Origin of the sequence: Nocardiopsis lucentensis DSM 44048, assembly GCF_000341125.1 — a bacterium.
GTDB lineage: Bacteria > Actinomycetota > Actinomycetes > Streptosporangiales > Streptosporangiaceae > Nocardiopsis > Nocardiopsis lucentensis.
The window spans coordinates 1-17,754 of record NZ_ANBC01000466.1 but is presented as its reverse complement, the minus strand read 5'-3'; the positions used below and the strand labels follow the sequence as shown (position 1 = coordinate 17,754).

At 70.6% G+C, this 17,754-nt stretch carries 13 protein-coding genes, 3 tRNA genes and 3 pseudogenes; 10 read left to right on the top strand and 9 right to left on the bottom strand.

Annotation, left to right across the window (positions count from 1 at the left end):
• Positions 1–1,255: sensor histidine kinase (locus D471_RS0116440; RefSeq protein ID WP_026127789.1), on the bottom strand; the 1,255-nt coding region annotated here is incomplete at its 3' end.
• Between the two features lie 290 nt (positions 1,256–1,545).
• Between D471_RS0116440 and D471_RS34720 the strand changes: the two are divergent.
• Both D471_RS34720 and D471_RS0116430 read left to right on the top strand, forming a co-directional pair.
• Positions 1,546–2,806: pseudogene (locus D471_RS34720) on the top strand (MFS transporter).
• A gap of 97 nt (positions 2,807–2,903) precedes the next feature.
• On the top strand, positions 2,904–3,353 hold the full coding sequence (locus tag D471_RS0116430) for a VOC family protein (RefSeq protein WP_241479638.1): 450 nt from the start codon (positions 2,904–2,906) through the stop codon (positions 3,351–3,353).
• A 62-nt stretch (positions 3,354–3,415) separates the two neighbouring features.
• Here D471_RS0116430 and D471_RS0116425 read toward each other — a convergent pair whose 3' ends face one another.
• Entirely contained in the window at positions 3,416–4,186 is a 771-nt protein-coding gene (locus D471_RS0116425) for a DeoR/GlpR family DNA-binding transcription regulator (protein WP_017599630.1), read from the bottom strand.
• A 266-nt stretch (positions 4,187–4,452) separates the two neighbouring features.
• Between D471_RS0116425 and D471_RS0116420 the strand changes: the two genes are divergently transcribed.
• Both D471_RS0116420 and D471_RS0116415 read left to right on the top strand, forming a co-directional pair.
• The gene (locus D471_RS0116420) at positions 4,453–5,175 is read left to right on the top strand and encodes a glycerophosphodiester phosphodiesterase (RefSeq protein ID WP_017599629.1); all 723 of its coding nucleotides are present in this window, start codon (positions 4,453–4,455) and stop codon (positions 5,173–5,175) included.
• A 259-nt stretch (positions 5,176–5,434) separates the two neighbouring features.
• The gene (locus tag D471_RS0116415) at positions 5,435–6,055 is read left to right on the top strand and encodes a TetR/AcrR family transcriptional regulator (RefSeq protein ID WP_017599628.1); all 621 of its coding nucleotides are present in this window, start codon (positions 5,435–5,437) and stop codon (positions 6,053–6,055) included.
• A 24-nt stretch (positions 6,056–6,079) separates the two neighbouring features.
• Here the strand turns inward: D471_RS0116415 and D471_RS42500 are convergent.
• A pseudogene (locus D471_RS42500) lies at positions 6,080–6,502 on the bottom strand (GDSL-type esterase/lipase family protein); the annotation flags it as partial.
• Positions 6,503–6,602: 100 nt separating this feature from the next.
• Positions 6,603–6,875, bottom strand: a pseudogene (locus D471_RS42495) (SGNH/GDSL hydrolase family protein); the annotation flags it as partial.
• Positions 6,876–8,482: 1,607 nt separating this feature from the next.
• Between D471_RS42495 and D471_RS0116405 the strand changes: the two are divergent.
• The gene (locus D471_RS0116405; protein WP_017599627.1) at positions 8,483–9,058 is read left to right on the top strand and encodes a DUF4870 domain-containing protein; all 576 of its coding nucleotides are present in this window, start codon (positions 8,483–8,485) and stop codon (positions 9,056–9,058) included.
• A 162-nt stretch (positions 9,059–9,220) separates the two neighbouring features.
• Here the strand turns inward: D471_RS0116405 and D471_RS0116400 are convergent.
• Positions 9,221–9,294: transfer RNA gene (locus D471_RS0116400), tRNA-Ile, on the bottom strand.
• A 264-nt stretch (positions 9,295–9,558) separates the two neighbouring features.
• Between D471_RS0116400 and D471_RS0116395 the strand changes: the two genes are divergently transcribed.
• Both D471_RS0116395 and D471_RS0116390 read left to right on the top strand, forming a co-directional pair.
• Complete coding sequence (locus tag D471_RS0116395; protein WP_017599626.1) at positions 9,559–10,548, top strand: malate dehydrogenase; 990 nt, start codon at positions 9,559–9,561, stop codon at positions 10,546–10,548.
• A gap of 177 nt (positions 10,549–10,725) precedes the next feature.
• Positions 10,726–13,218 carry a DEAD/DEAH box helicase gene (locus D471_RS0116390; RefSeq protein WP_017599625.1) on the top strand — a complete coding sequence of 831 codons (2,493 nt, stop codon included), beginning with the start codon at positions 10,726–10,728 and terminating at the stop codon, positions 13,216–13,218.
• A 157-nt stretch (positions 13,219–13,375) separates the two neighbouring features.
• On the opposite strand, the gene D471_RS0116385 is transcribed toward D471_RS0116390, so the two are convergent.
• Both D471_RS0116385 and D471_RS0116380 read right to left on the bottom strand, forming a co-directional pair.
• Positions 13,376–13,846 (bottom strand): deaminase, encoded by a 471-nt coding sequence (locus D471_RS0116385; protein ID WP_017599624.1) that lies wholly within the window; start codon positions 13,844–13,846, stop codon positions 13,376–13,378.
• Positions 13,843–14,550 (bottom strand): RibD family protein, encoded by a 708-nt coding sequence (locus tag D471_RS0116380; protein WP_017599623.1) that lies wholly within the window; start codon positions 14,548–14,550, stop codon positions 13,843–13,845. The genes D471_RS0116385 and D471_RS0116380 overlap by 4 nt, the downstream gene beginning before the upstream one ends.
• Before the next feature lie 586 nt (positions 14,551–15,136).
• Between D471_RS0116380 and D471_RS0116375 the strand changes: the two genes are divergently transcribed.
• A complete protein-coding gene (locus D471_RS0116375) occupies positions 15,137–16,024 on the top strand; it encodes an SAM-dependent methyltransferase (RefSeq protein ID WP_017599622.1) in 888 nt (295 codons plus the stop codon).
• Between the two features lie 119 nt (positions 16,025–16,143).
• Here D471_RS0116375 and D471_RS0116370 read toward each other — a convergent pair.
• A tRNA-Asn gene (locus tag D471_RS0116370) sits at positions 16,144–16,216 on the bottom strand.
• A 344-nt stretch (positions 16,217–16,560) separates the two neighbouring features.
• A tRNA-Asn gene (locus tag D471_RS0116365) sits at positions 16,561–16,633 on the bottom strand.
• Between the two features lie 164 nt (positions 16,634–16,797).
• Between D471_RS0116365 and D471_RS0116360 the strand changes: the two genes are divergently transcribed.
• Together D471_RS0116360 and D471_RS0116355 are read left to right on the top strand one after the other, a co-directional pair.
• Positions 16,798–17,136, top strand: coding sequence for a hypothetical protein (locus D471_RS0116360; RefSeq protein WP_017599621.1), 339 nt, complete (start codon positions 16,798–16,800; stop codon positions 17,134–17,136).
• Complete coding sequence (locus tag D471_RS0116355) at positions 17,136–17,654, top strand: hypothetical protein (RefSeq protein WP_017599620.1); 519 nt, start codon at positions 17,136–17,138, stop codon at positions 17,652–17,654. Before D471_RS0116360 ends, D471_RS0116355 begins: the two co-directional genes overlap by 1 nt.
• Positions 17,655–17,754: the final 100 nt, after the last annotated feature.

The window sequence follows — 17,754 nt, the reverse complement described above, 5'->3', positions numbered from 1 at the left end:
CCCGCTCCAGCCGGTCGATGTCGTCCGACCGCTCATGCGCGGTGTCGTCCGCCGAGGCGACGGGGACCGTGTCCCCGAGCGGTAGGGTCGCGGCCACCTCCCAACCGCCGTCGCGCGGCCCCGCGGTGAACGACCCTCCGGCCACCCGGACGCGCTCGCGCAGTCCGATCAGGCCCCGGCCCCCGCCCTCGGGGGTCTCCGGTAGGACGCCGACCGGCGGGGCGTTGGTGATCCGCACCTCCAGGGCCGTGTCACCCACGCCGAGCCACACGGTGACCGAGGCGTCCGGCGCGTACTTGGCGGCGTTGGTGACGGCCTCCTGGACCACCCGGTGCGCGGCCCGGCCGACCATCGGCGGCAGATCGGACACGTCACCGTCGCGTACGAGCATGACGCGCATACCGGAGTCGCGGGCCCGTTCGACCAGTGCGGGCACGCCCTCGTCGGCGGGAGCCATGGGGGCGGGTTCGGCGTCGGCGCGCAGAACGCCGATGATCTCCCGCAGGTGTGTGGTCGCGTTGACCGCGTCGGCCCGCAGTTCGGCGACGGCGCGGCGGTGTTCGTCGGCCAGGTCCGGCGTGACCTCCAGTGCTCCGGCGCGCAGGGCGATGAGGCTGAGTTCGTGGCCGAGCGAGTCGTGCATGTCCTGGGCGATCCGTGAGCGTTCGCGTAGTCGTACCTGTTCCTCCGCCAGCCGGTGCTCGCGTTGGATGTGGCGGGCGTGCTCCCACCCGGCGGCGGTCAGCGCCGCGTGCTGGCGCCGGTAGACGCCGATCAGCCATGGCACGACGAGGTAGAAGACCAGAGTGATGACGGTGATCGTCCAGGCGTCGACGTCGCCCGACCACACCGTGACCAGGACGGCCAGCCAGACCGCGGTGCCGGTGGCGAAGACGGTGACCGCGGGCCACAGGCTCGGGGAGCGGCGCCCGAGGAGGAAGGCGGCGCCGGGTACCAGGACCCCCAAGGTCATCGACGTCAGCCCCCCGAACAGGACCACGATCACCGCGAGGACGGGGTACAGGCGAGTGAGCACGATCACCAGGAGCCCGACCGCGAACAGGGCCGTGTGGAGGACGAGGATCGATCCGGGGTCCGTGTCCCCTCGGCCCCACGCCGCGGCGGCCTCCAGGAACAGGCCCACACCGACCAGGGCGGCCAGAACGGCGTCGCGTGTGAGCGCGCGCCGGTTCGGCCAGCCGGGCAGCGGCCGCAGGGCGTGGCGCAGGGCCCGAAGCGGCTCGGAGAAGTCCATGCGGACGAACCTACACAGTCAGTCCGGAGGGGGTGGAACCAGCGAAAGTCAGAGGTTCACACCACCTTCGTCACGTCGCTGACGTGCACTGGACGTACGGACCCACGAGATCCGACCCGAAACGGCCATATCATGGGATGAATTTTGGTCTCTCCGACGATTGTCCGTGTTCAAGCCTCCGTGCTGCAATCCCTAGAGAGCCACCGCGCCGAAGGCGTCCGTCGAGGGTGTCCACTCCTTCGCGCGGCGGCCTCCGGGAGACGGGCAGGAAGGGCGGGGACGGGGAGCGGATGTCACCACTGGAAACGCTGCGACGCATGGATGCGATCGCCGGTTGGCCGCTGTTGACGGCCACGTTCCTGGCCCGGCTCCCCGTCTCCATGGCCCTCATCGGCCTGCTGACCCTGGTCACCTCCGCCACCGGCAGTGTGGCCGTGGCCGGGGTCGTCAGCGGCGCCTTCGCGTTGGGCGAGACCGTGGNGCTTCCCCGCCCGCCACGGGCAGCGGCGGCCGGTTCTGGCCACCGCGCTCGTGGACGCCGTCCTCATCGGTCTCCTCGTGGCGGCGGTCTCGGCGGACCGGTCACCCGCCGTCCTGACCGTGCTCGCCGCCCTGTCGGGCCTGTGCATGCCCCAGATCGGCCCCATGGCCCGCACCCGGTGGGTGGGCCTCATCCGGGCCGCCGACCGGCGCGGGGCCGACCGCGAACGCTCCCTCGCGGCGGCGATGTCGGTCGAGGGGGTGCTGGACGAGGCCGCCTTCGTCCTGGGCCCGGCCCTGGTCGGCGTGCTCACCGTCACCCTCTCCCCCTCGGCCAGCGTTCTGGGCGCCGCCGTGCTCATCGGGGTGTTCGGGGCCGTGTTCGCGCTGCACCCGACCGCGCCGCCGGGGACACCGCCGGTACGGGGGGCGGGCGGCAGGATCGCCACGCCCGCCCTCATGGTGATCGCCGTCCCCATGTTCTGTCAGGGCTTGTTCTTCGGAGGCATGTCCACCGGCGTGACCGCGTTCGCCACCGACTCCGGCCACGGCGACCTGTCCGGACTGATGTACGCCCTCCAGGGTTCCAGCAGCGCGGTCGCCGGTCTCATGATGGCGTCCCTGCCCGTCGCGTTCACCCTGCCCGCACGGGTCCGGGTCGCCGCGGGCGCGCTGTTCCTGCTCACGTTCCCGCTCTACCTGGCGGACGGGGCCACCGGCCTCTCCTTGGCCATCCTGGCGCTCGGCGTGGCGATCGGCCCGCACCTGGTGAGCCTGTTCGGGCTGATCGAGCGGGCGGCTCCGCCGAGCCGGATGTCACAGTCGATGGCGCTCATCCTGAGCTTCCTCATCCTGGGCCAGTCGGTGGGGTCGATCGTGGCCGGATCGCTCGCCGACGCCTACGGCCACCAAGGAGCGTTCGCCCTGGCCACCGCGGGTGCGCTCGTCGCGGTCGCGGTCAACACGCTGGTGATGCGGAGCCGTTGGTACGTGCGAAGGGGCGATACGGAGGCGGATTCCACGGACCCCCGGGAGGCGGTCTCCGCGACACGTGGGAACGGTGGCACGTGACCCTCGGAACATCATGTGTTAAGCACGCGTTAAGGCGTGGCAAGGCACCGTCTGATCGGCCCTAGGCTCGATGACCGTGCTCGATCTACTGACCACCATGAAACCCAGGTCCGGCCGACGGCGAAGAGAGGTCAAGGTGCCCCAGATCTGCGGACTCTCCCGCGTCACCCTCTCCGTCCGTGACCGCGACGAGAGCGTGCGCTTCTACCGCTCGGTCCTGGGATTCAAGGAGCTGCGCAGCGAGGACGAGAACGGCACCCTGCGCACCGAGTGCCGTCACTCCTGCGGGTTCCTGCTGGACCTGGTCCAGCACCGGGACAACTTCAAGGGGAAGTTCGACCACCGCCGCTGCGGCCTCGACCGCCTCGTCCTCCAGGTGAGCAACCTGGGCGAGTTGGAGGCATGGGAGGACCGGTTCACCAGGATGGACGTCGAGCACACCCCCGCCAGCCACGACGCCGACGGCTCCACCCTCGTCTTCTTCGACCCCGACGGCACCGAGCTGGCGCTCTTCGCCCCGGCCGAGCTCGACGACGACGAGGACTGAGCCGCCGCTCCTCCCAGGTCGAAGCGGAGCGGAGGCCCGAGTGAACACGGCCTAGAAGCGACTCACTCGCACTCCACCAGCTTCAGGCGCACGTCCCGCTCGGCCAGCTCGTCCACGGCCGAGCGCGGCAGCCGGTCGTCGGTGATGATCAGGTCGAACTGCTCCAGGCTCGCCACCCTGAACGTGCCGAACTTGCCGTACTTGGTGCTGTCGACGGTCAGCACGCTCTTGGAGGCGATGCGCAGCAACTCCTGCTTGGCGATGACCTTCGCCTCCGAGGGGGTCGTCGAACCGCGCTCGGAATCCCAGGAGCTGCTGGCGATGAAGGCGAGATCGACGTTGACCTTGCGCAGGAAGTCGGCGGTGAACTGGCCCACTGACGAGTGGTCGGAGTGCGACACCACGCCACCGGTGTGGATCAGCTCGATCCCCGGGTACTCCATCAGGTGCCCGACGACGTTGAAGTCGCTGGTGATGACGGTCAGGCCGACCTTGTCGGTGAGCAGCGGGACCATCTGGAGCGTGGTGGTCCCCGCGTCCAGGTAGATGGTGAAGTTCTCCCGCACGAGTTCGGCGGCCGCGCGCGCTATCGCCCGCTTGGCGGGCACCTCCAGTTGCGCCTTGGCCAGGTAGGACGGCTCGCTCTTGAGCCGCGCCGCCAGCCGCACGCCGCCCGTCACCGACAGGACCTTGCCGTCGTTCTCCAGGGCCTGGATGTCACGCCGGACCGTCATGTGGGACACGGACAGCATCGACGTGAGCTCGTTGATGCTCAACACGTGACGCTCCTGAAGGAGCTTCAGGATGTGCTCTCGTCGCTGGTCCGGGATCATCGCTCGCCTCACACTCAAGGGCCGACAGGGGAACGCCGTGCGGATACGACGCCATGTAACAGAGTTTCCCAGGTCGAGGGACCAGGACAGCGGTCTGACGACGTGACACGGCTCGCAGTGACCGCACCCGCGGCCACACGAGCGAACGGAGGACCGGATGCGCCGCCCCGGCCACCGGGCTCCGCGATCCATGGTGCCAGTCCGTCTTGGTCGACGTTTTTCCTGTTTGCACCACGTACGGCCGCCGACTTTGCCACCCTGTCACCATGACGTTGTCCATCGCACTGAGCGGAGACACCGCACATTTCCCGGGGAACACCCTCCCCGCCCTGCGATCAGCGTGGCGCGCAGGAGCCGACCTGGTCAAGGTCGACGTCCACCTGAGCTCGGACGGATATCCCGTCCTGGTCGACGAACGCGTCGCCACCGCACCGGGCGCCCCGCCCCGCCCGGTCACCGACCTCACCCTGGCCGAGCTCGCGGCCGCCCGGGACGACGTGGAGCGGCGCGTCCCCACCCTGATGGAGGTGCTGGGGGAGTTCCGTCCCGGGGTCGCCCCGCCCCTGCTGATCGACGCCGCCGCACCGGACGCCGTGCTGGCCGCGGACGCCCTTCTGCGCGAGCGGGGGCTGGCCGACCGGGTCCTCTTCACCGGTTCCGTCGAGACACTGGGCGCACTGCGATCACGGAGTTCCGAGGCGCCGCTGCTCCTGGCGTGGGACCAGCCCGGCCTGCCCCCGGAAGACGTGGCGCGGACGCTGCACCCGACCTACCTCGGAGTGCGGAACACCTTCCTGAACCGTGAACGGATCGGCGAGATCCACCGTTTCGGATATCGCGTGGCCGTGTGGAACGTGAATGAGTTTCCGGAAATGGCTCGGTACGTTGGAATGGGGGTCGACGCGCTCGCCACGGAACGGATCGAGGACCTGACCTCACTGACGAAGGACGCCGAGAAGGAGGGCCGACAAACCGCCGAATCCGCCTGACCAAGAGCGGATTCAGCAGGTCAACAGCATCGACTGGGGGCGTCGAACCACGTGCGGAACGGGTTTCGTGCCCCCATTCGCCTGGGAACGGGCACATCAACACCACGTGCCGCATAACTACACGATTCCACGCCGACTTCCTGCATTCCACCCGTCGCGACGACGCGCTGAGGATACCCTCGGAACGGATTCCCACCGAATCAGTCCCCGCGCTGCCCGCCTCCGCGGCGCATTCCGATCGACGAGACACCAACGACAGATGACGGCCGAGACCTCCCCTCACGCCCTCCGCACCACGGCCCCCGTCCTGGACTGCGCGGCACGCCTGTTCGCCGAGCACGGCTCACGCGGCATCGCCATGTCCGACCTGACCGCGCACATCGCGGCCGAGACCGGGGCCGACGCCGCCTCCCTCAGACGCGCCTTCCCGACGCGCTTCGACCTGGCCTACGCGGTCGTCCTACGCTCCACCCACGAGCGGGTCGACGGGCAGTTGGACACGGACGACACCGGCGCCTCCGCGCTGGAACGCGTGGCGCGGCTGGTCGAACGGCACGTCGAGATCGGGTGGAAGCACCGCGCGGCGACCGCGCTCGGGCAGGAATTGCTGCCGGTCCTGCGTGCGGTCCACCCCTCCCGACACCGGGACATCACCTGTCTCACTCGTGCCTACCGTGAGCACCTCCGCACCATCATCGCGGACGGCGTCGTCTCGGGTGACTTCGACATCCTCGATCCCGGCAGGACCGCCGACGAGGTCCTGGAGACGCTCGACTCGCTCCTGCACTGGTACGACCCCGACGGCGGCCTGAGCCTGGACGACCTGGGCGCGGTCTACGTCGATCTGGTGATCCACCACCACCTGGGCTGCCCTCGCTGACCGGAACCGCGCGAAGCTCGGACGTCAGCCCCCGACCAGCGCGTACAGATCCACGGACTCGGCGATCGCGCGCAGCCCGGCGTCTCCCGGATGCAGGTGGTCACCGGAGTCGTAGGCGGGCAGCAGACGCGTCGGATCGGCCGGGTCCCGCAACACCAGGTCGAAGTCCCACACCCCGTCGTACACGGAGTCCGGCGCGGTCGCCTGCGCCCGCAGGTGGGCGTTGACCTCCTGGCGGGCCCGGTCCACCCGCGATGTGCACAGGCGCTCGCCCCCGCAGGGAGCGAGGGTGGCCACGAAGACCCGCAACCCCCGTTCCCGGCCGAGCACGGCGATCTCCTCGAGTCCGGTGATCACCCTTCGCGCGGGCACCCCCCACCGCAGATCGTTGATCCCGGCGAAGACGACGACGGTGTCCACTCCGTTCTGGGCCAGCACGTCCCGTNGCGGGGGCGCCCAGCCCCTCGCCCGGGTAGACGTCGCTGACGACCTGGTTCCCGGCCACGCCCGTGTTCAGCACCCCGAGGTGGGGGATGCCGTCCTGGGCGGCCAACCGTTCACTGAGCACGTCGGGCCAGCGGGCGTGGGCGTCGCGGGTGGCGCCGACGCCGTCGGTGATGGAGTCACCGACCGTGACGACCGCGCCCGGCGCGCCGAGGACCTCCACCCCGGTCAGGAACGGCCACTGGGTGACGAATCCGGTGAACGGGGCCCCGCTGGTGTCCAGGGTGCGGTCCCCGGTCCCCGGAGCGCTCGTGAAACCGGTGTCCACGGCCGCGTAGTGGACTGGAGCGCTCCTCACGTGCCCCGGCAGGTACATGCTCACCAGGAGCTCGGTGTCGGCGGGCAGGCCGATCGCGACCGGGTCGCTGAAGAGCTGTCCCCCGGCCGGGATGACGGCCCGGGAGTCGCCGTCGAAGGTGAGCGGAACCGCCGCGCCCTCCGTGCCGGCGCCGGTTCCGCGCAAGGCCAGGGAGGCGGCCCCGATGGTGACGGCCCGGTCCGCGAACGTGTTGTCGAGGCGGATGCGCGCGCCCGTGCCGCCGGTGCTGGTACGCACGACCAGGCGCAGAGTCTGGTCCTCCCAGGGACCGACCTCCAACAGGGCGGAGGTGGCCCGGGACCAGGTGCCGACCCAGTCGTCGCCCACAGGCGTCCCCTCCACCGCGAAGACCTGGATGTCACCGCCGACCGGTCCGCGGGGCAGCACCACGTGGGAGACCTCGCGCAGCGGGTCGACCGGAACCGTTCGGGCGTACAGGCGCGCACCGCCCACCGCGCTGCGACCGAACAGGGAGGTGGAGTTGGTGTAGGGGAGGGAGAGGACGGCGTCAGCCGCGGGTCCCGTCGCCCAGTCGGGCACGGAGAGGGTGAACTCCTCCTCCGTGCCGTCGGCGTAGACCACGCGGCCGGTACCGAGGACGGGGGCGTCGAGATCGTCGCTGCGGGTCGCGGTGACGAGGAAGGCGACCGACCGTACGCGTTCCTCCTCCAGGGCCACGAGCTGGCCGCGACAGACCAGGTGGTCGGGGCGCCCGTCACCGTAGGAGGGCAGGTCGATCGGGACGCCCAGGACGGTGACCTCACCGCCGGGGTGCCACCCGGCCTCGGCCAGGGTCCACGCGGACAGGCTGTTGCCCGCGCCGTCGAGGTCCCCGGTGAGTGCGGCACCGTCACGGGTGATGCCCACGCTGTCGACGAGGTCGGCGAAGGCCTCCGGTGCGATCGGCCGGTGCTCGAACGACCGGGGTTCGGGTTCTCGGGGGAGGACGTGGACGACCACGGCAACGAGCGCGACCACGACCAGGGCTGCTCCGGCACGCGCGAGGCGGGAGGGAAGCCGTCCCCGACGCCCGGTCCGTGCACGCCGCCGTCTCCTGCCCGCGTTCACCACTCGCCTCTCCACTGATCCACGTGTCACCGACATAGAGGACGGTGCGGGGCGCACTGGGGTTGATGAGACGTGGGACACCACCGCCCTGGGCAGATCGCCAGTCTAAGGCGTGCATCCGAAACGGAAGGGAGGAACACGACATCAGGCACGGTACGGACGGGACGGAAGGCCAGGGAGAACACACGGGAATCCACATAATGAATAACCAACCAAACATAATGCACTGTGCCGTGCGGAGTTCATGAATGATTCTCACGTTTTGCGGATATGTGTGGTACACCTGTTCCCACCACGAAATGCCGGGACGTCCGAGGTGTGGCGGGCGCGTCCTCCGCGCACGGAAGGCACGCGTCCGGCGGCCACGGGACCACGCTCCTGGAATGATGGTCACGANCCCACAAGCCGCGGGCCGACCCCGCCCCGCCACCCGCGCACATCCGCACGGGGATATCCGGAACCGATACCCGGTGTGCGACCGTCTGCTGAGGTAGGACCGCAACACCTCGTCCCACATCCACGTGAAGGAGACATCCATGTCCCACCCCAACACTCCCCCACCGGGCGACCCCTACGGCCAGGGGAACCAGCCCGGCCACCAGGGCGGAACCGGCGGCTACACCCCTCCGCCGGGGTACCAGAGCGGCGGCTACCCGGCTCAGCCCGGTGGCCACCCCCACCCGGGGCAGCCCCAGGGTCAGCCCGGCTACGGCCCGCCCCCGCAGGGGGGCCACCCCTCCCCGTACGACCAGCAGCAGTGGTACGGCGGCCAGCCGGGTTACGGCGGCCAGCCCAACCCGGACGACAAGCAGATGGCCTTCTTCGCCCACGTGGGCGGCGGCGTCTTCGGGTGGGTCGTCCCGCTCATCATCTGGGTGATCAAGAAGGACGACTCCCCGTACGCCCGCCAGCAGGCGCTCGCCGCCCTGAACTTCCAGCTCGTCATGCTGATCGTGTACCTGGTCTCCGCCGTGCTCATGGTCGTGCTCATCGGCTACCTGACCTGGCTCGCGGCGTGGGTCTTCTCGGTGGTCATGGGCATCAGGGCCGGGCAGGCCGCCAACGAGGGGCAACCGTTCGCCTACCCGTTCAACGTCACCTGGGTGAAGTAGCGGCCGACGCGCCGGGGGCGGCCGCCATCCGTTGCGGGGCCGACCCAGCGAGGGCGACAATCCCGCACAAATGCGAAAAAGGGGGACATCAGTCCGATGTCCCCCTGTCGTCGACCCGTGGGCACGGGTCGACGACACCCGATTTCGCGTTCGACAAGGGGGTAGGCCGGGCAGGACTCGAACCCGCGACCCAGGGATTATGAGTCCCCTGCTCTAACCAGCTGAGCTACCGGCCCGCCGTCGTTCGGCAAACGTCATCCTAACAGGGTGCGTCCGACGTTTCCGCGCCGTAAATCCGTGGCCCACGGGAGATTGACGCACGGTCCCATCTGGGCGTGGCCGCCTTCCCCGTACCTGGGTCGCACGCCCCGGGCACGGTCGGTCTAGGGTGGTGAGGTGCGGCGCGCGCCTGGTCGGACCCCAGCGCCCCGGCACGGACGCCGCTTCGTACCCGTTGGTAACATCGCGGGTCGCACTTCGTCGTCAGGAGAGTTCACGTCATGGCCCAAGTACCCGTCAACGTCACCGTCACCGGCGCCGCTGGCCAGATCGGCTATGCCCTGCTGTTCCGGATCGCCTCCGGTCAGCTGCTGGGGGCCGACACCCCGGTGAAGCTGCGTCTGCTGGAGATCCCGCAGGCCGTCAAGGCCGCCGAGGGCACGGCCATGGAGCTGGACGACTGCGCGTTCCCGCTCCTCCAGGGCATCGACATCTTCGACGACGCCCGCCAGGCCTTCGAGGGCACCAACGTGGGTCTGCTCGTCGGTGCCCGCCCGCGCGGCAAGGGCATGGAGCGCGGCGACCTGCTGGAGGCCAACGGCGGCATCTTAAAGCCGCAGGGTGAGGCGATCAACGCGGGCGCCGCCGACGACGTCCGCGTCCTGGTGGTCGGCAACCCGGCCAACACCAACGCCCTCATCGCCCAGAGCCACGCGCCGGACGTCCCGGCCGAGCGCTTCACCGCGATGACCCGCCTCGACCACAACCGCGCGCTCACCCAGCTCGCCAAGAAGCTCAACGTGTCGATCAACGACATCAAGAAGCTCACGATCTGGGGCAACCACTCCGCCACGCAGTACCCGGACGTGTTCCACGCCGAGGTCAACGGCGCCAACGCCGCCAAGGCCGTCGACGACCAGGCCTGGCTGGAGAACGACTTCATCCCGACCGTCGCCAAGCGCGGCGCCGCGATCATCGAGGCCCGGGGCGCCTCCTCGGCCGCCTCCGCCGCCAACGCCGCCATCGACCACGTCTACGACTGGGTCAACGGCACCCCCGAGGGCGACTGGACGTCCGCCGCCATCCCCTCTGACGGCTCCTACGGCGTTCCCGAGGGCCTCATCTCCTCCTTCCCGGTCGTGTCCAAGAACGGCAAGTGGGAGATCGTCCAGGGCCTGGAGATCGACGACTTCTCCCGCGCGCGCATCGACGCCTCCGTCCAGGAGCTCGTCGAGGAGCGCGACACCGTCCGCAAGCTCGGCCTGGTCTAGGCTCCCGGCACACGGAGCGATGGCCCCAAGGGGCTGACGGTCCCAGCGAAGGACCGGAACCAGCGGGGCGCGCCTCCCTCGGGGCGCGCCCTTCGCCGTTCGGCGGGGCGCCCGAGGAGCGACCGTCCCGAAGGGTGCGTGAGAGCGGGCAGTATAGGAAGCGTGAGTCTCATTGATGTGCTTCCGGCCGAACCCGACCCCGACTCCCTCTTCGAGGCGTTCGCTTTGTGGGCCGAGGAGCGGGGCCTCACCCTCTACCCGCACCAGGAGGAGGCCCTCATCGAGGTCGTCTCCGGGTCCAACGTCATCCTCAACACCCCCACCGGCTCCGGCAAGAGCATGGTGGCCACGGGCGCGCTGTTCGCGGCGCTGGCCCGCGATGAGTGCGCGTTCTACACCGCTCCGATCAAGGCCTTGGTCTCGGAGAAGTTCTTCGACCTGTGCAAGATCTTCGGCACCGACAACGTCGGCATGATGACCGGCGACGCCAGCGTCAACGCCGACGCCCCCATCATCTGCTGCACGGCCGAGGTCCTGGCGCAGATCGCGCTCGCCGAGGGCGACCGCGCCGACATCGGCACCGTGGTCATGGACGAGTTCCACTTCTACGCCGAGCCCGACCGCGGATGGGCCTGGCAGGTGCCCCTTCTGGAACTGCCGCAGTGCCAGTTCCTGCTCATGTCGGCCACCCTGGGCGACGTCACACGGTTCGAGGAGGACCTCAACCGGCGCACCGGCCGCTCCACCGCGGTGGTCGCCTCCGCCGAGCGTCCCGTCCCGCTCTACTACGACTACCGGGCCACGCCCCTGCACGAGACGCTGGAGGAGCTCCTGTCCACCGGCCAGGCGCCCGTGTACATCGTGCACTTCACGCAGGCGCAGGCGGTTGAGCGGGCGCAGTCGCTGACCAGCATCAACATGTGCACCAAGGCGGAGAAGGCAGCGATCGCCGAGGAGATCGGCAACTTCCGCTTCACCACGAGGTTCGGCCGCAACCTGTCCCGCTACGTACGGCACGGCATCGGCGTCCACCACGCGGGCATGCTGCCCAAGTACCGGCGGCTGGTCGAGCGGCTGGCCCAGGCCGGACTGCTCAAGGTCATCTGCGGCACCGACACCCTGGGGGTGGGCGTCAACGTGCCCATCCGCACCGTGCTGTTCACCGCCCTGAGCAAGTACGACGGCACGCGCGTCCGGCGGCTGCGCGCCCGCGAGTTCCATCAGATCGCCGGGCGGGCCGGGCGGGCCGGGTTCGACACCGTCGGCAACGTGGTCGCCCAGGCGCCCGAGCACGTCATCGAGAACGAGAAGGCGCTGGCCAAGGCGGGCGACGACGCCAAGAAGCGGCGCAAGGTCGTGCGCAAGAAGGCTCCCGAGGGGTTCGTCTCCTGGGACAAGGCCACCTTCGACAAGCTCATCGACGCCGAGCCCGAACCGCTGACCTCCCGGTTCCGGGTCAGCAACGCGATGCTGCTCAGCGTGATCGGCCGCCCCGGCAACTGCTTCACCGCCATGCGGCACCTGCTCACGGAGAACCACGACGACCGCAGGACCCAGCGCCGTCACATCCGCGAAGCGATCGCCATCTACCGGTCGCTGCTGGACGGCGGCATCGTCGAGACGCTCACCGAGCCCGACGAGCAGGGGCGCACCGCACGGCTCACGGTCGACCTCCAGGCCGACTTCGCGCTCAACCAGCCGCTGTCCACCTTCGCCCTGGCCTCCCTGGAGCTGCTCGACGCCGAGTCGCCCAGCTACCCACTGGACGTGCTCAGCGTCGTGGAGTCCACGCTGGACGACCCACGGCAGATCCTCGGCGCCCAGTTGAACAAGGCGCGCGGCGAGGCCGTCCAGCAGATGAAGATGGACGGGATCGAGTACGAGGAGCGGATGGAGCGGCTGGAGGAGATCGACTACCCCAAGCCGCTGGAGGAACTGCTCGACCACGCCTACGAGGTCTACCGGCGCGGGCATCCGTGGGTGGGCGACCACCCGCTGCGCCCCAAGTCCGTGGCTCGGGACATGTTCGAGCGGGCGATGACCTTCACCGAATACGTGGGCTTCTACGAGCTCGCTCGCTCGGAGGGGCTGGTGCTGCGCTACCTGGCGAGCGCCTACAAGGCCCTGAACCAGACCGTGCCCGACGACGCCAAGACCGAGGAGCTGCGCGACCTCGTGGAGTGGCTCGGCGAGCTGGTCCGCCAGGTCGACTCCAGCCTCCTGGACGAGTGGGAGCAGCTCACCAACCCGGAGGAGGAGTCTCCGGACGGGGAGGCCGAGGCCGAGGAGCGGGTGCGCCCGATCACGGCCAACGCGCGCGCCTTCCGGGTTCTGGTGCGCAACGAGATGTTCCGCCGGGTCGAGCTGGCCGCCCGCCGCCGCTACGTCGACCTCGGGAAGCTGGACACCGACGGCGAGTGGGACGCCGAGGCCTGGGAGGAGTCCCTGGAGGACTACTTCGACGAGCACGACGAGATCGGCACCGGCCCCGACGCTCGGGGCCCCGCGCTGCTGCTCATCGAGGAGGAGGACGGGCTCTGGCGGATCCGTCAGATCCTCGCCGACCCGGCGGGCGACCACGACTGGGGGATCAGCGCGGAGGTCGACCTGGCCGCCTCCGACGCCGAGGGGCACGCGGTCGTGCGGGTCACCGACGTCAACCGGCTCTGAGGCCGTGTCCGCACTGGCCCCGCCGCTTCGCTTCGGCCCGCCCGTCGCCCGCCACCGCCCGAGGGGCCGCTCAGCGGCGGAGCGGGCGCCCTCGACCGGCGCCTCCGGCGCGGCACCCACTCTGTTCGGGCGCCGCCCGCCCCGGGCGTTCCGGCCTCTATCCCAGCAGGTGGGCGTTGACCTCGCGTACGCCCCCGACCAGGTCGGGGCGTTCCACGACGTCCCGGCCCGCGCGGCGCAGCCGTTCGGCGCCGTCGCAGTCCACGAACAGCTCCGGCTCGCGCCAGGCGAAGACCACGCGCGGGACCGGGGTACCCAGCACCAGCTCCGCGCAGGGCACGGGGCGGGAGGAACGGGCGCTGCACGGTTCCAGCGACGAGTAGAGGGTGGCCCCGCCCAGACGGGGGTCGTCCGCCTCCACCTCCCTGAGGGCCACCTCCTCGGCGTGGTCTCGCGGGGAGTCACGGCGGGAGTAACCCTGGCCCAGGACGGTTCCGTCGGCGGCCACCACGACCGCGCCGACGGAGAAGGCCGTGGTCGAGGGCGGGCAATTCCGGGAGAGGTCGACGGCGCGGCGCAGCCAGTACGCGTCGGCGCCGCCCTCGGCCGGGGGCGGTCCGACGGTCATCTGCTCTCCTCCGCGGCCCCCAGGCGGTAACGCAGGACGGCGACGTCGCCGAGCGCGCGGGTCTCGATCAGCCGCATGGGCGCCCCGGGCCCGTGCGGGAAGGCCCCGGGCAGGACGAAGCGCGGGGCGTCCCCCTCTCCCACGAAGAAGGGGGCGACCGCCAGGCGGAGCTCGTCCACCAGGCCCGAGGTGAGGAAGAGGGTGTGGATGTGCCCGCCGCCCTCCACGAGCAGGCGCTCGACGCCGCGCGCGGCCAGGTCGGCCAGGATCGCCTCCGCGGTGGGCGGGTCTCCGGCGTCCACGACCTCGGCGGGGGGCTCGGCGGTCGGGCGCGCGGCCAGGCGCTCGCGGGCCAGGGGAACTCCGCCGCCTCCGGTGTAGACGACCGCGCCGGCGTCCCCGGTCGAGAAGAGGCGGGCCGCCGGATCGACGTTCCCGCTCCGGGTGACCACGGCCTTGAGCAGATTCCCGGGGCGGCCCTGGGCGCGACGGCGTGCGCGCAGTTCCGGGGAGCGCACGAGGAGTCGTGGATCGTCCGCCCGCAGGGTGCCGGCGCCGACGAGGATCGCGTCGCACTCGGCCCGCAGTTCGTCGATCTCGGCGAAGTCCGCCTCATTGGACAGCCGGAGCCGCTCGGGGCCGGTGTCGTCGATGCGCCCGTCGACCGACACGGCGCAGCTCAGGATGGTGTGGGGACGGTCCATCCCCCCAGGCTAACCGCGCGGCGCGGCCGAACGGAGCCGCTCAGGCCGCGCGACATGACGGTGCGGGCGGTGAAGGGTTTTCGACGGCGACCGCGCCTTCGCCCTTCCTGCGCTTTCGTGGCGGCCGGAGTGGATTCGCGCAGGCCGCGAGTGTGCACAGGGAATTATTCGACCGTTTTGGCGGCGACCTTATTCTACTCCGCTCCGTATGCGACCCGTGGCCCTTTGGCGACATAGGTGGACAATCCACGTTCCGACGCGTGTTCGAGGAAGTGCCCCCGGCCACGCCACCCACACACCCGCGGGAGCGCGCGATCGGTTACCCCGTAGGGCCGCGAGGCCGGCGGCACGGCCCCACGCGACACACGCTCCACCCCCTCCGGATTCCCCACAAAATGGACATTAGGGGTATATGACCTGGTCGTCCTGGATTGGAGCGACCCACGGCACGGGACGCGGCAAGGGCATCCCTGAGCGCGCGTTTTTTTACGACCCGTATCCTCGACTCGGTTAACAAACACCGCCCGTGAGGAATACAATCCCAGGAGTCGAGCACACTTCCCCACCTCACGACAAGAGGACGGCGATGTCGCGATTCACCTCCCCCCCTTTCCTGAGGCAGGCGGGGGACAAACACCTCCGAGCCAAGCCGCCGCCCGTCGTCGATCTGGCCCAGCCCAGCATCGCGCGACTACGCTCCTTCCACCTCAAGGGCAAGGACCACTTCGAGGGCGACCGCGAGCTCGCCACCCGCGCCGACCAGGCCGCGCCCGGCTTCCAGGAGATCGTGCTCGGTGAGCGCGCCTTCCTCCAACGGGCCGTCCGGCAGCTGGCGGAGGAGGCGGGGATCACGCAGTTCCTCCAGTTCGGGGCCGGGCTGCCCGCGCCGGGGGACCCGCACGAGATCGCCCGGGAGAGCGCTCCGGAGGCCCGCGTCGTCTACGCCACCGACGACCCCATGGTGCTCACCCACCACCGGGCCCTCCTCTGCGACGGCCGCACCACCACCGCCGTGCACGGAGGGCTCACCGAACCCGGACGGGTTCTGAGCGACCCCGAGACCCGCCGGTTCCTCGACCTCGACCGACCGGTCGGGCTGCTCCTCACCGGCGTCGTGCCGCACGTGTCCGACGACGAGAACCCGGCGGAGCACATCGCGACCCTGCGCGAGGCGCTCGCCCCCGGCAGCCACCTCGTCCTGAGTCACTACTGCCGCCCCGACCGGAGCCGGTACGCCAAGGACGCGCTGCGCGCCGACCGCCTGGAGGATGTCTTCGTCGAGAGCCTCGGTTCCGGCTGGTGGCGCGGCCACGGCCAGGTGGAGGCCCTCTTCGGCGGCTGGGAGATCCTCAGCCCCGGAGTCCTGGAGATCCAGCGCTGGCACACGCTGCCCGTCGCGCCGCCCGTCCCCGGCTGCTACCAGATGCCGCGCCGCAACCGCCGACTGATCATCGGCGGCATGGGCAGGATCTGAACCCGTCGCCCCCTCTCCCCCGCGTTGGAGCCCTCCGGCCCGACAGCGGGTGAGGGGCGTCAGCGTGCACCCGGAAGCACGACGAAGGGCCCTCCCCGCCGGGAAGGACCCTTGTTCGGCTCCCGCGACTGGACTCGAACCAGTAACCTGCCGGTTAACAGCCGGCTGCTCTGCCGATTGAGCTACGCGGGATCGCGCCCGCCCGGCTCCCTCACGGGGCCGCGGCGACAGCCACTAGCCTAGCGCCTCCCGAGGGGTGCTCGTGACACATTCTTTGCCCTCGGCTCCCCCGGGTTCGGCGATCCGGGCCACCTCCCGACCTCGCACGTGCGACGGTCCGTGGCGAAGAACCCCGCACCGTGGTCGGGAGCCCCCGCGAAGGATCCACGGCACACCGGAGCGCTGTCGAGAGGAGATCGGGCTCGGGCGGCACGGGATCGTCGACGAACTGATCGACGTCATCGGGGAGAAGTGACCTTCTGGAACCGCCGCGGCACGACGAAGGGTCCTCCCCGCCGGGAAGGACCCTTGTTCGGCTCCCGCGACTGGACTCGAACCAGTAACCTGCCGGTTAACAGCCGGCTGCTCTGCCGATTGAGCTACGCGGGATCGCGCCCGCCCGGCTCCCTCACGGGGCCGCGGCGACAGCCACTAGCCTAGCGCGCTTTTCGGAGTGCTCGTGACCGGTGTCGGGCCGTGTGGCCACGGCCACGACGCGGTAACGTCAGGGCACGAACCGTCCCGAACGCCACCAAGGCCTGGAGAGGGAGCCCATGCGCTACCGGATCACCTTCGCCGCCGGACTCGCCATCGGTTACGTCCTGGGCGCCAAGGCGGGCAGGGCCCGCTACGACCAGCTCACCCGCACCGCCCGGAAGGTCGCCGACAGCCCCGTGGTGCAGGAGGTGGCCGGGCTCGTCGGGGCGCAGGTCAGCAACGCCGGGCGCACGGTCTACGACAAGGCCGTCGACACCCTTCCCGTCACCTCCCTGCGCGACTTCCTCGCCCGCCCCACGGCGGAGGAGAGGGAACTGGTCGAGTGGGAGCGGCACATGGCCGAGGGCGGACCGTCGAGCGCGAACGGCTCGTCTGAGAGTCCTCAGGACCGCTAGTGGGCCTGTTCCGCCAGGGGGTTCCCGAATCGGTCCGCGCCCGGTTGGAGAGGGGCGAGCGCGTGCTCGCCCGCGCTCCGGTGCGCGCGGCCGAGGGCGAGGAACCCCTCCTGGTCGCCACCACGCTGGCCCTGTACCTGCCCGACGGGCACGCGGCGCCCTGGCAGAACATCGACCAGGCGCGGTGGACACCGGACACACTGACCTTCGACGAGGAGGGCGAGGGGCGGCGCACCGTCCGGCTGCGCTCCGAGCCCGCCGAGGACGCCGTCGACTATCGCCGGATGGCCGAGACGGTGGCTGAGCGCGTCACCGCCACCATCCTGGTCAACCGCTTCTTCCCCTACCCCCGCGGCGACTCGGCCACCGGTTTCCGCCTGGTGGCGCGCAGGCCGCCCGGAGGCAGCGAGGCGCACTGGCGCGTGCACCTGAGTGAGGGCCTGGACCCGAAGGACCAGGCCCTGTCGGAGGCCGTCTCACGCGTCCTGGGCACGCTCCGGGACCAGATGGGCGTCTGAGCTCTGTTCATGCGGGCCCACGAGTTCGCACGTCACGCGTCGCGTGCTCGTGCGGCCTCGCGAGTCCGGCCCGGGCTCGGGGCGCGAAGAACCGGGATCC

Excerpts from the sequence above, each read along its gene's own strand:
- D471_RS0116385 (WP_017599624.1), bottom strand. The coding sequence starts at position 13,846 with ATGACCGTCGGACCGCCCCCGGCCGAGGGCGGCGCCGACGCGTACTGG.
- D471_RS0116430 (WP_241479638.1), top strand. The coding sequence starts at position 2,904 with ATGAAACCCAGGTCCGGCCGACGGCGAAGAGAGGTCAAGGTGCCCCAG.
- D471_RS0116420 (WP_017599629.1), top strand. The coding sequence starts at position 4,453 with ATGACGTTGTCCATCGCACTGAGCGGAGACACCGCACATTTCCCGGGG.
- D471_RS0116395 (WP_017599626.1), top strand. The coding sequence starts at position 9,559 with ATGGCCCAAGTACCCGTCAACGTCACCGTCACCGGCGCCGCTGGCCAG.
- D471_RS0116405 (WP_017599627.1), top strand. The coding sequence starts at position 8,483 with ATGTCCCACCCCAACACTCCCCCACCGGGCGACCCCTACGGCCAGGGG.
- D471_RS0116380 (WP_017599623.1), bottom strand. The coding sequence starts at position 14,550 with ATGGACCGTCCCCACACCATCCTGAGCTGCGCCGTGTCGGTCGACGGG.
- D471_RS0116360 (WP_017599621.1), top strand. The coding sequence starts at position 16,798 with ATGCGCTACCGGATCACCTTCGCCGCCGGACTCGCCATCGGTTACGTC.
- D471_RS0116425 (WP_017599630.1), bottom strand. The coding sequence starts at position 4,186 with ATGATCCCGGACCAGCGACGAGAGCACATCCTGAAGCTCCTTCAGGAG.
- D471_RS0116375 (WP_017599622.1), top strand. The coding sequence starts at position 15,137 with ATGTCGCGATTCACCTCCCCCCCTTTCCTGAGGCAGGCGGGGGACAAA.
- D471_RS0116415 (WP_017599628.1), top strand. The coding sequence starts at position 5,435 with ATGACGGCCGAGACCTCCCCTCACGCCCTCCGCACCACGGCCCCCGTC.